Below are 12,557 nucleotides of genomic sequence, written 5' to 3'. Positions count from 1 at the left end.
ATTACACCACGTCGTTGAAATTGGGCTTCCTGTGCTCGATGAAAGCCGAAACCCCCTCTTTCGCATCCCCAGAAATAAAGCATTCTATGAAAGATTTCTTCTCTTCGCTCTGGTCATAGCCGATACCGTAATTTATGGCCCGTTTCGCAGAACTTAGAGCTTTGCCGCTTGCGGAAGCCATAGCATTGCAAAGCTTTTCGGCTTCCTCTATTAAGTGCTCGCTGCTAATTATCGAATCTATTAATCCAAGGCTTAGGGCTTCTTTAGCGTTTATTGTATTGCCCGTGAATATAATCTCTCTGGCCTTTTGCAATCCTACCAAAGTTGCTAACCTATAAGTAGCTCCACCCCCAGGCACTATGCCGAGTTTGACTTCCGGCTGCCCGAATGTTGATTCTGGGGTAGCTATCCTGAAATCGCATGCCATAGCAAGCTCATTGCCACCGCCAAGGCAGTAGCCGTTTATGGCTGCAATAACGGGCTTAGGCGAATCCCATACGCATTTGTATGTAGAATAAAACGTGTCAAATGCATCTTCGGCGTCCCTTGCGCTGCTTATTTCGGATAAATAGTTTACATCCGCACCTGCGCTGAATGCTTTGCCTCCTGCACCCGATATTATTATGGCCCTGCACATTTTGTCCGAGGAAGCTTCGATAATAGCAGAAGAAAGCAGACCTAGCGTTTCGGAGTCAAGTGCGTTATGCTTCTCTGGCCTGTTTATCGATATCAATGTCAACAAGCCCTTTTTTATTATTATTTTAGCCATATTCCCACTTTCGAACCCAACACACCCAATTTAGTATGCTTTGAATATTCTTTAAATTCTTCGCATTGCAACCTTTATCATGGATTACAGGCTATTTAGAAAATTATTTTTCAACTTCGATCCGGAAAAGACGCACGATATTATTCTTCGCATGATGCAAGAAAAAAGTTTCCAATTTCTTGCACGCAAACTTTTTGGTAGCATGGAATATCATGATGAAAGGCTGAAACAGAAACTTTTTGACGGAGAATTCTCAAATCCAATTGGTTTAGCTGCAGGGTTTGACAAAAATGCGCAGATAGTAAGCATAATCGATCGCTTCGGGTTCGGTTATGCAGAAGTTGGAACCGTTACAAAGTTCCAACAAAATGGAAATGAAAAGCCCAGGTTGTTTAGGTTTGCCGAGGAAAAATCGCTTCAGAATAATATGGGATTCAATAATTTAGGCTCTGATTTTATTGCCTCAAATTTATCAAGATCAGACATAAAGATACCTATAGGAATAAGCATAGGGAAAAGCAAAGACACTGATCTAGGCAAAGCGATTGATGATTATATTTACTTGGTAAGAAAGCTTGAAAAATATGCGACTTATTTGCAAGTTAACGTTTCTTCGCCGAACACCAAAGGATTGCGCGATTTGGAAAACCCTTATTTTGTGCAAGAACTTTTTGGAGCCGCGAAATCTATCACAAAAAAACCCATGCTGCTCAAGATAGATCCTGACATCGATGCAAAAGCCGCGTTGGAAGTCTGCTCAATGGCAATAGACAATGGAGCAAACGGAATAATAGCAACGAACACGAGCAAGGATTATTCGCTTTTGAAGCACCCAAAGGATTTCGGAGGCATAAGCGGAAGAGCTGTAACAAAAAAGAGCATGGCGATGCTAAAAGTTTTGGCAAACGAATTTTTAGGGCAAACAATACTTGTTTCGGTTGGCGGCATAGACAGTGCAGATGAGGCATATGAACGCATACTTAACGGTGCAAGCCTATTACAAATATATACTAGTTTTATTTTCGAAGGGCCAACCATTGCAAGAAAAATAAATGAAGGCATAGCAAGCAGGCTTGAAAAAGATGGATATGGAAACATTGCAGATGCAGTAGGTGCCAGCATTTAATCTTATTTGTATGCCGAATATTCTGGCCCAAGGATGTCAGATGCTATTTTCAGGTCCTGTATCTCATCGGTGCCTTCGTATATGCGCGCCACCCTGCTGTCCAGGAATAATTGCCCTACGGGTGACATCAGGGAGTAGCCGAAGCCCCCGTGGACCTGCACTGCCCTGTCTGCAGATTCGAAGGCAAGACGCGATGCTATGCGTTTGGCCAGAGCTGAATATATATCTGCGTTTTTTAGCAATCCTTCATCTTGAGGCTTTTTGTCGTAGGCTTCTTTTTCTATTACAGCCTTCAGCACAGGCCAGCGTGCCATCTCCAAGTTCTGGCGCATTGCGGAAATGTGCTGCTGAATCAGCTGGTGTTTCCCTATTTCTTTGCCGTGCTGGACGCGCTCCTTTGCTCTTTTTAATGAGGCTGAAAGAGACGCTTCTATAACGCCTATGCATGCAGAACCTATGCCCAAACGCCCGTTCAACAGAGCAGAATATGCAACGTGAAGCCCTTTTCCTTCTGTTCCGATTATGTCATCTTTTTCTACGTGGACATTCTCGAAATTTAGCATGGCAGTGTCAGAAGTGAATAGTCCTATCTTCTCCTTCAAGCCGGCCTCGACGCTGAACCCATCGGATTTTGAATTTATTATGAATGACGTAATCTCTTTTCCATTTTCGGATTTCGCAAAAAGTATCATGTGATCGCATATGGATCCGTTGGTTATCAGATATTTTGTTCCATTTATGGTGAATCCTGATCCGTCTTTTGCATATGTTGTGCTCATCATGCTCGGATCGCTGCCAGCCTCGGGCTCGGTAAGGCAGAACGAAAATATGGAATTTCCGGATGCCATTGATTTTAGATGCTTGAGCTTCTGTTCTTCGCTTCCCCATCTCGATATTATATTGGCAGCTATAAAAGTCTGGACGTCATAGAGCGTAGCAAAACCAAGCCCGAGCTGACCTAGCCTCATCTGCACGAGCGAGTGTATTATTGGTCTTAGCCCTAGGCCCCCGTATTCTGCAGGTACTGGAATTCCGAAAAGCCCGTGTTTTTTTGCTATTGGAACAGCCTCCGTATCGAATTCGTGATTCATGTAGTGCTCGTATTCAGGCATTACGAACTCCTCGGCTGCAGAGTCAGCCTCTTCCAGCACCTTTAGCTCTTCTTCCGAAAGTTTGACAAAGCTTGATGCATACTTTACATCCTCTTCAAACAGCTCATTCATGCCTTTACCCTAAAATTTTTACATATAGTGCTTTGCAAGCTCAACATAAGCCTTCCAGTTTCTTGTTATTCTTTCCTTGTGCAATTCGGTAACCTTGGATTTTATTGCCCCTGGAATTCCCATAACTATGCTTTCGTCCGGTATCTCTGTACCCTCGGTTACTACCGCTCCAGCTGCTATTATGCACCAGTTGCCTATTTTTGCACCTTCCAAAACCCTGCTGCCCATGCCTATCAAGCAGTTATCGCCTATTTTGCATCCGTGCATGATTGCAGAATGGCCTATCGTGACATTGTTCCCGATTACTGTTGGAAATTTGTTTGCAGTTCCATGCATGACCGAATTGTCCTGGACGCTTACGTTATCCCCTATCTTTATATAATGCATGTCGCCGCGCAAGACTGCTCCGTACCATATGCTCGACGAATTCCCTATCTCAACGTCACCTATCAACATTGCCGTTTCTGCTATGAATGTGTCCTTTCCGATTTTCGGTTTTTTGCCTTCGAATGGTATTATTGCCACCATATCACCTATATGCTTCGTAGTCCTTTCCAAGCAATTCCGAGGCTATTTTCAGGTCCTGTATCTCATCGGTGCCTTCGTATATGCGCGCAACCCTGCTGTCCAAGAATAATTGCCCTACGGGTGACATCAGGGAGTAGCCAAAACCTCCGTGGACCTGCACTGCCCTGTCTGCAGATTCGAAGGCAAGGCGCGATGCTATGCGTTTGGCCAATGAAACCCTTAATTCTACTTCCTCCATCAGTTCTTTGTTATCTGGATTTGCTTCATATTCTGCTTTTCTTATCGCAGCGAAATATGTTGGCCAGCGTGCCATCTCAAGGTTTTGGCGCATTGCGGAAATGTGCTGCTGAATCAGCTGGTGTTTCCCTATTTCTTTGCCGTGCTGGACGCGCTCTTTGGCCCTTTTGATTGAAGCGTTAAGAGAACCTTCTATGACTCCAACACATCCGGCAGCTACGCCGAGCCTTGCGTTTAGAAGTGCCGAGTACGCAACATTCATGCCTTTGCCTATTGGCCCCAAAACTGAAGATTCTGTGACCTTGACATCGGAAAAATCGATCATACCTGTGTCTGACGTAAAAAGACCTATCTTTTCCTTCAGCTCGGTACGCGAGACGCCTTCGGAATGCGCGTCGACAATGAATGCACTTATTTCGCGATTATTTTCAGCCGACCTTGCGAAGACTATTATATAATCCGCTATAGTGCCGTTTGATATCAGGTATTTTGTACCGTTTATAACATAGGCTGAGCCTGATTTTTTGTATTCGGTTTTCAAAGATGCCGGATCGCTGCCAGCCTCGGGCTCTGTCAAACCGAATGCATACACCTTCTCGCCCTTGACATTTTTTGGAAGGTGCTCCTTTTTCTGCCCTTCAGTGCCCCACCTCTGAATTGTTTGTGCACATAGGAATACCTGCACGTTCATAAAGCTTGAAAGACCCATACCGAGCTGACCTAGTCTTTCCTTTACCAGCGTGGAGATTATTGGCTCCATCCCAAGGCCCCCATACTCTTTTTTTATCGGTATGCCTATGAGGTTGTGTTTGGCCAACACTTTAGGCCCTTCCGGATCAAACTCGTGATTCATGTAGTGCTCGTATTCAGGCATTACGAGCTCCTCGGCTGCAGAGTCAGCTTCTTTCAATACGTGCATCTCCTCATCGCTGAAACTGCGCATCGACTCTACGTCTTTTATTGATCTGCTGAATGTTTTTTCCATGTCAAACTACCCTGTTTCCAAGCTTTGCTTTTAGGTTTGAGGCTATCTCCTCAACCTTCTCGTCTGTTATCTTCCTTATTATGGGCTCGCTTACCCCGCTTATTATGCCCTTGAATTCCGCAGTCGCGCTCCATGTTACCCTTGAGGCCGATGGCCCTGTGCCTGCAACGCTAAGCTTTATTGTTATGCCAACCTCGCTGCCAAGCCCCTTTCCGCTTATCGAATATTGCACATAGTCTGCCATGGATTCGGTGATGCCCGAGAGCTTGAAAGGCCCCCTGACCATGCTTATTCCGACATTTACTGTTATTGAGAAATGGGTAGCGTCCAGCTTCTTGAAATCCTTAGAATCAGGTATGCACGAAGCCACTAGTTCGGTATTCGAAATCAGCTCTTTTACTTTATCAGGGGCAGCGTCAAGATCAATAGTTCCGCTGAATTCGGTCTGCATAATTACCCTTGCCTAAAAAACTTAATAGCCTTTCCGCATCGCTCTTTTATCTTATTAGGGATATGTTCCCCTGAGAGCACAGCAGCATCAAAAGGGTTAAATTATTAGCTCATGAAATAGATATGCTTTTTTCACTGCGATCGTAGTCTAGCCTGGTAGGACGTTGCCTTGCCAAGGCAGAGGCCCGGGTTCAAATCCCGGCGGTCGCACTTTACGGTAATCTGATGTCTAAATACGTATTTGATGATGAGGCAATTAAAGCGGGCTTGGCAAAGCTGTCTTTTTTTGAGCTGCTTGAAAGCAAACCTGACTTGACCGATTCGGAGGCCAAAGTAGTTGGGATACTTGAGAAGGTATCGGACATATTGGATAATGTATTTATGGAACAGATATGCCCTACCACTCTGGACATTGTAAAGGAGCTAGAAGCCAAAAACGAAACCGAAAAGTTAGATTTTGTTTATTTCAACAAATCCCCGTGGAATGTATTGGACAACCTAAAGCCTTTTGTAAGCGGAACCGGAGTGTGCAGCGATATTGGCGTATATCCTGAGGGACTTACCCAGCAGGAGCTTGAAAGTGCCATAGCCGATGGGACAATAGATGCGGATTCTGCAAGAAGCTATTATACTGCAATAAGAAGAAAACAAGGGAAGCTAGAAGCCGTTGCTTATTCTGAAGAATATAGAAGCAAGCTTAAGGAGGCCTCGTTGCTCCTTGAAGAGGCTGCAATGGCTGCTGACAACCAATCCCTTAGGGCTTATTTAAAAGCGACCTCAGAAGCGCTTATATCAAACGATTATTCCAGGCAGCAGGAGCTCTGGCTTGCGCTTGATAGCAGGATAGAGCCAACTATAGGGCCTTATGAAACGTACGAGGACAGAAAATTCGGCTACAAGGGATTTTTTGAATCCTATGTTAGCATTTTGGAAAGTAAGGAAACGGACAAGCTCAAATCGTTTGCACTGCATCTTGACGAAATAGACGCAACAATACCTATTGAAGACGGGCTAAAATTCAAGCGAAAGGACCAATCGCGCTCTCCAATAGTTGTTGTCAACGAGATATACTTTGGAGGGGAAGCGAATGCGGGTTTCGTCACTTCTGCATTCAATCTCCCAAACGATGAAAAAGTAAGGGCAGTGCATGGATCCAAAAAGGTACTCATGAAAAATATAATAGCTATGAAATTTGAGCGCCTCTCAAAACCCATAGCAGGCAAAATTCTCGATACGTCGCTGATGAAATTCCTGTCCCAAGATGCGGCATTATACTTTGTATTGTTCCATGAGCTTTCACACGGATTGGGCGCGAGTGAGGTTGAAACAAAGAATGGATTCGAGCCAGTCGCCATCAGGTTGAAGGAGCTTTTTTCGCACATAGAAGAGGCACGGGCAGATGTAACTGGAGTTTACTGCGCAATGCATTTTAACAGATTTGGAATGATGGAAGGCATAGATATGAAAGAGTTTTATGTCAGTTATTTTACGACAAACCTGCTCAGGGGAATGCGAATGGGCCTCAAAGAGGCACACGCAATGGGGCAAGCCATAGAATACAATTATTTGAAGGAGAACGGAGGTATATCTTACGACCAAAATACAGGAAGATTCGGTATAGAAATGGCTGGAATAGAAAACGCAATAATGAAGCTGGTAAAGGAACTCAATACAATAGAAGCTTCCGGAGATTATGAAAGGGCGAAAAGGCTTACTGAAAAATATTGTTATTATCCGAAGGAGCTTGAAAACACCTACAAATCCATAGAAGACCTGCCCATAGAAATTATGCCGATACGCAAAAAGGTAAAATGATGGAGAAGGAAAGCATATTGATAAAGGGAGCAAAGGTGCTGCGCGAGGATATGCAAGAGGTCCATGCCGACATACTCATCAAAGATGGCGTTATAAGCAAAATAGGAAAAGTCGAGGAGAAGGCAGAAACCGTAATAAACGCAAAAAGCGAAGGACTAGCGGCAATCCCTGGATTAATAAACACGCACGCTCACATAGCCATGAACCCGCTCAGGGGAATGACTGACGGCCTCAGCCTTGGAGATTTCCTAGATAAAACTTCCAAATTCGATGCGAAGAACAGCCCTGAAATGATATACAGTTCAGCGATTTTAGGCATTGCGGAGATGATAAGTAACGGGATCACTGACTTTGTGGACTTCTATTACGGCGAAGATGCAGTAGCCAAAGCAGTAGGAGATATGAGTTATCAGGGGAATTTGGCCTGGGTTATACTTGACAAAGACAAAACCACGCAGAAGGGAGATCCAATTTCCAATGCCGAGCGTTTCATAAGAAACGAAAAGCACATTGGCGTTAATCCGATGATTTCAATACAGGGTGTTTATGCAGCATCCAAGGGCACAATAAAATCCGCATATGAATTGGCAGAAAAATATGGCAAGAATGTGACAATGCACATAGCGGAAACGAAATTCGAAGTTGATGAACACAGGAAAAAGTATGGGATTAGCCCAGTCGAATGGATGTACAAAAACGGCTTCATGAACAAAAAGCTTCTGGCAGTCCATTGCGTATGGCTGAATAAAAAGGAGATTAAAATCATAGCAAATTCCGGAGCAGTATCATACAATCCGACAAGCAACATGAAGCTGGGCTCCGGAATCCCACCAATATATGAAATGAGCAAAAACGGGGCAAGGATAACTTTTGGGACGGATAGTGTTGCCAGCAACAACTCACTGAATCTTTTTGAAGAGATGAAATACGGAACGCTGCTGCAATGCGCCAGACTTAACAATCCAAGCGCAATAACGGCAAAAGAGGCATTTGGATTTGCAACGCTGAATGCTGCAAATTTCCTTTATGGAAACAGGAATTATGGGATAAAGGAGGGATCCAAAGCGGATATTGTACTTTTAAGGAAATCAGTAAATATGACAGGAAACGATCTTGTAAATGATGTAGTATATTCTGCAAATCCATCGAATGTGGCAGCAACTATAGTCCGAGGAAAGCTGCTTTACAGGGACGGCTTTGATGAAAATACTGCCAGGGTTATAAAGAAGGCTTCGAAATACATTTCGGAGCACTTGCCGGAAAATTAGAAGCAGGTTGCAAAAGTAATTTATATATTGTTTGGGTATTTAGTGTGCTTTTATCTCTGTGGCGGAGTAGCTCAGCCTGGTTAGAGCGCTAGACTCATATGCATAGCATTATGAGTGATGAGCAATTATTGCGATGACGAGAAATCTAGAGGCCGTGGGTTCAAACCCCACCCCCGCCAAATCTTTATTTGTTCAGCGATTCCCTTCTTGAAATGGCCTCTATGCTCCTGCTCGCTATGGCAAGATTGCATGAATCGTGGAGCCTGTCCCAAGCCTCGCACTTTTTTGCGAGCTCCTCGGTTTCATAGTGCAGCATGCACAGCTCGCACATATATGCGCCGAAATTAGAATCATATATTACCATGTAAACCATTCATATTGGAAAATCTTCAGGCAGCTTGGAACGCAGGGAAAGGTATTCCTTGGAATTTCCTGATTCTGCTTTTATCTTTTTAAGCACGGACTTTACTTTTTCTTCGGTGAGCATGCGTGCTGCAGCCACCATATGTACGGTATGCTCGAAATCTTCGTGGCATGTGTTGTAGCAGTTGACCATGCCGTGCATCAGTTCGCTTTCTTTTTCATCCATATTATCGCTTGACATAGGGCGGCGGGCCGTAGCCCCCTTTCTGTTTTAGGCAGCATTTGACTGAGCGGCTCAAAGGCCTTGCATACTCACAGCATTTGCATCGGCGCGTTTCATCGGCATCGTTGCGCTCGTAGTGTCATAGCTTTATGCAGCGTAGCCGTTCGTTTCTATTCCGAATAGGGCCTTAAGCCCTTTAATGCTCTGTATGAGGGGAGCTTCCTCCTTTCGGTAAGCTGCCCGCCCACCGCCGCTATAGTATAAACTCTAGCTTAAGTAATAAATCCCTTTCGCAGATTGGAGATTAGGGCCTATTTTGTGGCATTGGTCGTATTTATGATTCCCGATATTGAATTTGCAGCCGGGACGCTGTGGGTGCTTCCTGCGAAGAAACCGTATATGTCAGAAAGGAACTTCAGGCTATAGCTTATGCTGAATTCGCCAGTCTTGAAAAAGTAGTATGTGGTAGACAGCAATATGAGCAATATTACGACGACGAACAACCCGGCTATCGCGTACTTGAAGAATTTGTAGAAAAGGAATATGCATATGACTATTAGCACTATGCCAACTATCGCCCTGTACGCAATCGGGACGGCTGTTGTCTGGTTTGCCACGCTCGAATTTATTACTGAGGAGAGAACCAAGGCAAGGATGGCGAGGTTGGCTAGTGCGCCTATATGCTTCATTTAATCACATTCATTTTCTATTGGAACGCAAGCTTTATATCTGATTCCTCAACTGTCTTGCGCTTTGCATGGTTGCAAAACTTCACGGACTTCTTTGCCACGCCAAAGGCGAACTTGTTGAGAGAGTCCTGGAACGATTTTGCCGCTGAATCGCTGACACGCTCGGCCCCGGCATCTTTGAGCATCTTTTTTATTTTTGATTTTGATATGTACATGCATACACCGTGTTTATACATTTCATGATAGCTTTTATATAAATGGTGCTCATTCATCAAATACCAGGTCCAATTTCGGTTTGAATTCCTCCTTCAGTATTGAAAGAAGCACCTGATCCCGGGGCCCGGCTTGGGTCATTGCTGCATCCCTGAGTATTCCCTCCTTTTTCATTCCGAGCGATTCCATAAGGGCTAGAGACTTGGAATTGCTTTTTAAAGCGGTTGCATATACCCTTATCAGTTCTAGCTTTGAGAAACAGAAACCGATAAGCATCAAAAGCGCAGCCTTTGCATAGCCCCTGCCCCGGTATTTCTCGCCTATCCAAAAGCCCATTTCCGCGCTCATGGCATGCATATCCACATTTCTTATGCCCACCATTCCAACTGGGGAATCGACTTCTTTTGGAATCACCTCAAAGTTGTATCCTATGCCCATGCTGTAAGCGGATATAGCAGAATCTATCATTTCTAATGCATTCTTCTCAGTGTACGGATATGGAAATTCGCCAATCGATCCGACGTTTTCAGCTATGTCCTTTGAATTGGCGATTTTCGCAATCTCATTCGCGTGATCGTATTGCGGAGTTATAAGTGCAATGCCAAGCTTTCCTGATTTTATTGAGAGCATCTATCCACCATATTTAAAGCTTGGCAGGCAAATTTAAAATACACATCTGAAGCGCTTGGGGGACTTTGTTTATGGCACATGATGAATCCGTCAACATAAGCGAGATAGAAGGTGCTAAGCTAAACCGGAAGCACATACGCATAATGCTGATATCCGGCATGAGCTTCTTCACAGACGCTTACGACCTTTTCGTGATAGGCGTAGTTTTGCTAATGGTAAGGGGACTCTTTGACCTTAGCGCATTGCAGCTGGGCATGCTTGCAAGCATTGCGCTTTTCGGAGCGGCGATAGGCCCGATAATATTTGGGTATATAGGGGACAAAATAGGCAGGAAATACACCTATTGGATTACCATAATAATACTGATAATAGGAGCAATAGGGTCTGCGTTCTCCACTGGCTTCATAATGCTTTTTGTATGGCGCTTCATACTGGGAGTCGGAATTGGCGGTGATTATCCGCTCAGTGCCACGATAGTTGCGGAATACGCCAACAAGAACGACAGGGGAAAGCTTGTGGCTTCTACGTTTGCCATGCAGGGATTCGGGATAATAGCAGGGGCCTTGATAGCCGTGGTATTGCTTTATGCCCACGTGCCGATACAGCTGGCATGGCGCTTGCTCTTAGGATTTGGCGCCGTTCCAACGCTCACGATACTTTATGCACGCACAAAGCTCGGGGAGACTCCGTGGTACAGCTTATATACCGCCAACAAAAGCAGCAAAAAAGACCCGAAGGAAAGGAGCTATTCGATAAAGCCAAGGGAGCTGCTAGCCAAGAACTGGAAATATATGGTTGGAACTTCGGTTGCATGGTTCCTGCTTGACGTATCTTATTATGGCACTTCAATATTCACCCCGTATTTCACAACGTTCTTGGGTTATACTGGCATCTTTGGGCCCACGCTGGCATCAGCATTGCTTTTGGTAATTGCCGCTGTCCCAGGATACTGGGTTGCCGTGGCGCTTATAGACAGGGAGGGCAGAAAGCCGATACAGTCGATAGGGTTCCTGGCTATGGGAATAAGCTTCATAGTGCTCGCTTTGGCTGGAAGCTACCTGCTTTCTATAATTCCGCTTGCCTTTTTCGTCATTTACGGGCTGACGTTTTTCTTCTCCAATTATGGCCCTAACACTACAACATATGTTTATCCGGCCGAGCTATATCCAACCCAGTACAGAGCCAGGGGCCATGGAATAGCTTCCATGTCTGGAAAGCTGGGAGCTGCGCTTTCTACCCTGGCCTTTCCGGTCATATTGACACAGCTTGGAAAATATGCACTGCTTGGAGGGCTGGGCATTCTTGCGCTGGCGGGATTTGTAGTGACGATGGTTCTGCTCCCTGAAACCAAGCGCAAATCGCTTTCTGAGACCTCGAGGGAAAACGAGATATTCCTGATAACCAGAACGCTAGGAACCGAGTTTGAACAGCTCATAGGCCACATAGACAAGGGCTTTTCTTATATAGACGACAGGCTCAAATCCAAGATAAGCAACAAAGAGTTTTTCAATTTGGTTAAGGGCGAGGAGCACGAAGCTGATTTGGTAGTCCACGACATACTTGACTACATCGCAAATTATGGGGCAAGCAGCATAGCATACAGGGATGTTTCGCACCTGGCCGAGAGGCTTGATGACATAATGGACGGAATAGAAGCGATAGGATCCAGATTTATGATATACGAAATAAAGGACGTGGAAAAGGATATGCTTGATATGGAAGAGGTAACGGAAAAATGCTTCGCACTCCTAAAGGACAGCATATCGGTACTAAACAATCTCAGAGCTGAAGAGATAATAGGAAAGATACGCAGCAACGCCATAGAGGCATCGGAATACGAGAACGATGCCGACCAGATACTCCGGTCGTCGCTCAAGAGGATAATGCAGGGAACGGATATAAAGAGGATAATCAAGTACAAGGAAATCTACGAGCATATGGAGATCCTTAGCGACAGGTGCATGGATTCCATAGATGTCATAAACGATGTAGTGATACGCTACAGGTACCTGACGCATGGAAAGAGCTGAGCTGGCAA

General features: G+C 44.8%; 14 protein-coding genes, 2 tRNA genes and 1 other RNA gene. 6 read left to right on the top strand and 11 right to left on the bottom strand.

The features are described 5' to 3' along the window. Position 1: 1 nt before the first annotated feature. The gene (locus Micr_RS01745; RefSeq protein ID WP_203134942.1) at positions 2-769 is read right to left on the bottom strand and encodes an enoyl-CoA hydratase/isomerase family protein; all 768 of its coding nucleotides are present in this window, start codon (positions 767-769) and stop codon (positions 2-4) included. Positions 770-848: 79 nt separating this feature from the next. Here Micr_RS01745 and pyrD point away from each other — a divergent pair, with 79 nt between their 5' ends. Further along, positions 849-1,895: a dihydroorotate dehydrogenase (quinone) gene (pyrD, locus tag Micr_RS01740; RefSeq protein WP_203134941.1), complete on the top strand. Its 1,047-nt coding sequence runs from the start codon at positions 849-851 to the stop codon at positions 1,893-1,895. Between the two features lie 2 nt (positions 1,896-1,897). Here pyrD and Micr_RS01735 read toward each other — a convergent pair whose 3' ends face one another. The 4 genes from Micr_RS01735 to Micr_RS01720 are packed head-to-tail and all read right to left on the bottom strand — an operon-like array spanning position 1,898 to position 5,319. Next, positions 1,898-3,118: an acyl-CoA dehydrogenase family protein gene (locus Micr_RS01735; RefSeq protein ID WP_203134940.1), complete on the bottom strand. Its 1,221-nt coding sequence runs from the start codon at positions 3,116-3,118 to the stop codon at positions 1,898-1,900. Between the two features lie 18 nt (positions 3,119-3,136). Next, positions 3,137-3,646 carry a gamma carbonic anhydrase family protein gene (locus Micr_RS01730; RefSeq protein ID WP_203134939.1) on the bottom strand — a complete coding sequence of 170 codons (510 nt, stop codon included), beginning with the start codon at positions 3,644-3,646 and terminating at the stop codon, positions 3,137-3,139. Between the two features lies 1 nt (position 3,647). Next, positions 3,648-4,868, bottom strand: a complete 1,221-nt coding sequence (locus tag Micr_RS01725) for an acyl-CoA dehydrogenase family protein (protein WP_203134938.1) — start codon at positions 4,866-4,868, stop codon at positions 3,648-3,650. 1 nt (position 4,869) lies between these two features. Continuing rightward, complete coding sequence (locus tag Micr_RS01720; protein ID WP_203134937.1) at positions 4,870-5,319, bottom strand: CoxG family protein; 450 nt, start codon at positions 5,317-5,319, stop codon at positions 4,870-4,872. A gap of 136 nt (positions 5,320-5,455) precedes the next feature. Here Micr_RS01720 and Micr_RS01715 point away from each other — a divergent pair. From Micr_RS01715 to Micr_RS01700, 4 genes are all read left to right on the top strand, one after another. Further along, positions 5,456-5,528: transfer RNA gene (locus Micr_RS01715), tRNA-Gly, on the top strand. A gap of 15 nt (positions 5,529-5,543) precedes the next feature. Continuing rightward, positions 5,544-7,133 (top strand): dipeptidyl-peptidase 3 family protein, encoded by a 1,590-nt coding sequence (locus Micr_RS01710; protein WP_203134936.1) that lies wholly within the window; start codon positions 5,544-5,546, stop codon positions 7,131-7,133. Next, on the top strand, positions 7,130-8,401 hold the full coding sequence (locus Micr_RS01705) for an amidohydrolase family protein (protein WP_203134935.1): 1,272 nt from the start codon (positions 7,130-7,132) through the stop codon (positions 8,399-8,401). Before Micr_RS01710 ends, Micr_RS01705 begins: the two co-directional genes overlap by 4 nt. Positions 8,402-8,461: 60 nt before the next feature. Further along, positions 8,462-8,580, top strand: a tRNA-Met gene (locus tag Micr_RS01700). 5 nt (positions 8,581-8,585) lie between these two features. Here Micr_RS01700 and Micr_RS01695 read toward each other — a convergent pair. The 6 genes from Micr_RS01695 to Micr_RS01670 all read right to left on the bottom strand — a co-directional run bounded on the left by Micr_RS01695 (position 8,586) and on the right by Micr_RS01670 (position 10,519). After that, positions 8,586-8,765 (bottom strand): hypothetical protein, encoded by a 180-nt coding sequence (locus Micr_RS01695; RefSeq protein ID WP_203134934.1) that lies wholly within the window; start codon positions 8,763-8,765, stop codon positions 8,586-8,588. Between the two features lie 9 nt (positions 8,766-8,774). Then, positions 8,775-8,990, bottom strand: a complete 216-nt coding sequence (locus Micr_RS01690) for a hypothetical protein (RefSeq protein WP_203134933.1) — start codon at positions 8,988-8,990, stop codon at positions 8,775-8,777. A gap of 17 nt (positions 8,991-9,007) precedes the next feature. Next, an RNA gene (gene rnpB / locus Micr_RS01685) (RNase P RNA component) lies at positions 9,008-9,239 on the bottom strand. A 59-nt stretch (positions 9,240-9,298) separates the two neighbouring features. Next, positions 9,299-9,676 (bottom strand): hypothetical protein, encoded by a 378-nt coding sequence (locus tag Micr_RS01680; protein ID WP_203134932.1) that lies wholly within the window; start codon positions 9,674-9,676, stop codon positions 9,299-9,301. Between the two features lie 17 nt (positions 9,677-9,693). After that, the gene (locus tag Micr_RS01675) at positions 9,694-9,891 is read right to left on the bottom strand and encodes a histone (RefSeq protein ID WP_203134931.1); all 198 of its coding nucleotides are present in this window, start codon (positions 9,889-9,891) and stop codon (positions 9,694-9,696) included. A gap of 49 nt (positions 9,892-9,940) precedes the next feature. Continuing rightward, positions 9,941-10,519: a GNAT family N-acetyltransferase gene (locus tag Micr_RS01670; RefSeq protein WP_203134930.1), complete on the bottom strand. Its 579-nt coding sequence runs from the start codon at positions 10,517-10,519 to the stop codon at positions 9,941-9,943. Between the two features lie 71 nt (positions 10,520-10,590). Between Micr_RS01670 and Micr_RS01665 the strand changes: the two genes are divergently transcribed. Then, positions 10,591-12,549 (top strand): MFS transporter, encoded by a 1,959-nt coding sequence (locus tag Micr_RS01665; protein ID WP_203134929.1) that lies wholly within the window; start codon positions 10,591-10,593, stop codon positions 12,547-12,549. Positions 12,550-12,557 lie beyond the last annotated feature (8 nt).

It is taken from the genome of Candidatus Micrarchaeum sp., from assembly GCF_016806735.1.
Classification (GTDB): Archaea; Micrarchaeota; Micrarchaeia; order Micrarchaeales; family Micrarchaeaceae; genus Micrarchaeum_A; species Micrarchaeum_A acidiphilum_A.
Note: the sequence above shows the minus strand (reverse complement) of the source record. Positions and strands in the feature narration are given on the sequence as shown.

Coding starts and splice junctions, on each gene's coding strand:
- Micr_RS01725 (WP_203134938.1), bottom strand. CDS start 4,868: ATGGAAAAAACATTCAGCAGATCAATAAAAGACGTAGAGTCGATGCGC.
- Micr_RS01690 (WP_203134933.1), bottom strand. CDS start 8,990: ATGGATGAAAAAGAAAGCGAACTGATGCACGGCATGGTCAACTGCTAC.
- Micr_RS01670 (WP_203134930.1), bottom strand. CDS start 10,519: ATGCTCTCAATAAAATCAGGAAAGCTTGGCATTGCACTTATAACTCCG.
- Micr_RS01675 (WP_203134931.1), bottom strand. CDS start 9,891: ATGTACATATCAAAATCAAAAATAAAAAAGATGCTCAAAGATGCCGGG.
- Micr_RS01665 (WP_203134929.1), top strand. CDS start 10,591: ATGGCACATGATGAATCCGTCAACATAAGCGAGATAGAAGGTGCTAAG.
- Micr_RS01720 (WP_203134937.1), bottom strand. CDS start 5,319: ATGCAGACCGAATTCAGCGGAACTATTGATCTTGACGCTGCCCCTGAT.
- Micr_RS01695 (WP_203134934.1), bottom strand. CDS start 8,765: ATGGTAATATATGATTCTAATTTCGGCGCATATATGTGCGAGCTGTGC.
- pyrD (WP_203134941.1), top strand. CDS start 849: ATGGATTACAGGCTATTTAGAAAATTATTTTTCAACTTCGATCCGGAA.
- Micr_RS01735 (WP_203134940.1), bottom strand. CDS start 3,118: ATGAATGAGCTGTTTGAAGAGGATGTAAAGTATGCATCAAGCTTTGTC.
- Micr_RS01680 (WP_203134932.1), bottom strand. CDS start 9,676: ATGAAGCATATAGGCGCACTAGCCAACCTCGCCATCCTTGCCTTGGTT.
- Micr_RS01705 (WP_203134935.1), top strand. CDS start 7,130: ATGATGGAGAAGGAAAGCATATTGATAAAGGGAGCAAAGGTGCTGCGC.
- Micr_RS01710 (WP_203134936.1), top strand. CDS start 5,544: ATGTCTAAATACGTATTTGATGATGAGGCAATTAAAGCGGGCTTGGCA.
- Micr_RS01745 (WP_203134942.1), bottom strand. CDS start 769: ATGGCTAAAATAATAATAAAAAAGGGCTTGTTGACATTGATATCGATA.
- Micr_RS01730 (WP_203134939.1), bottom strand. CDS start 3,646: ATGGTGGCAATAATACCATTCGAAGGCAAAAAACCGAAAATCGGAAAG.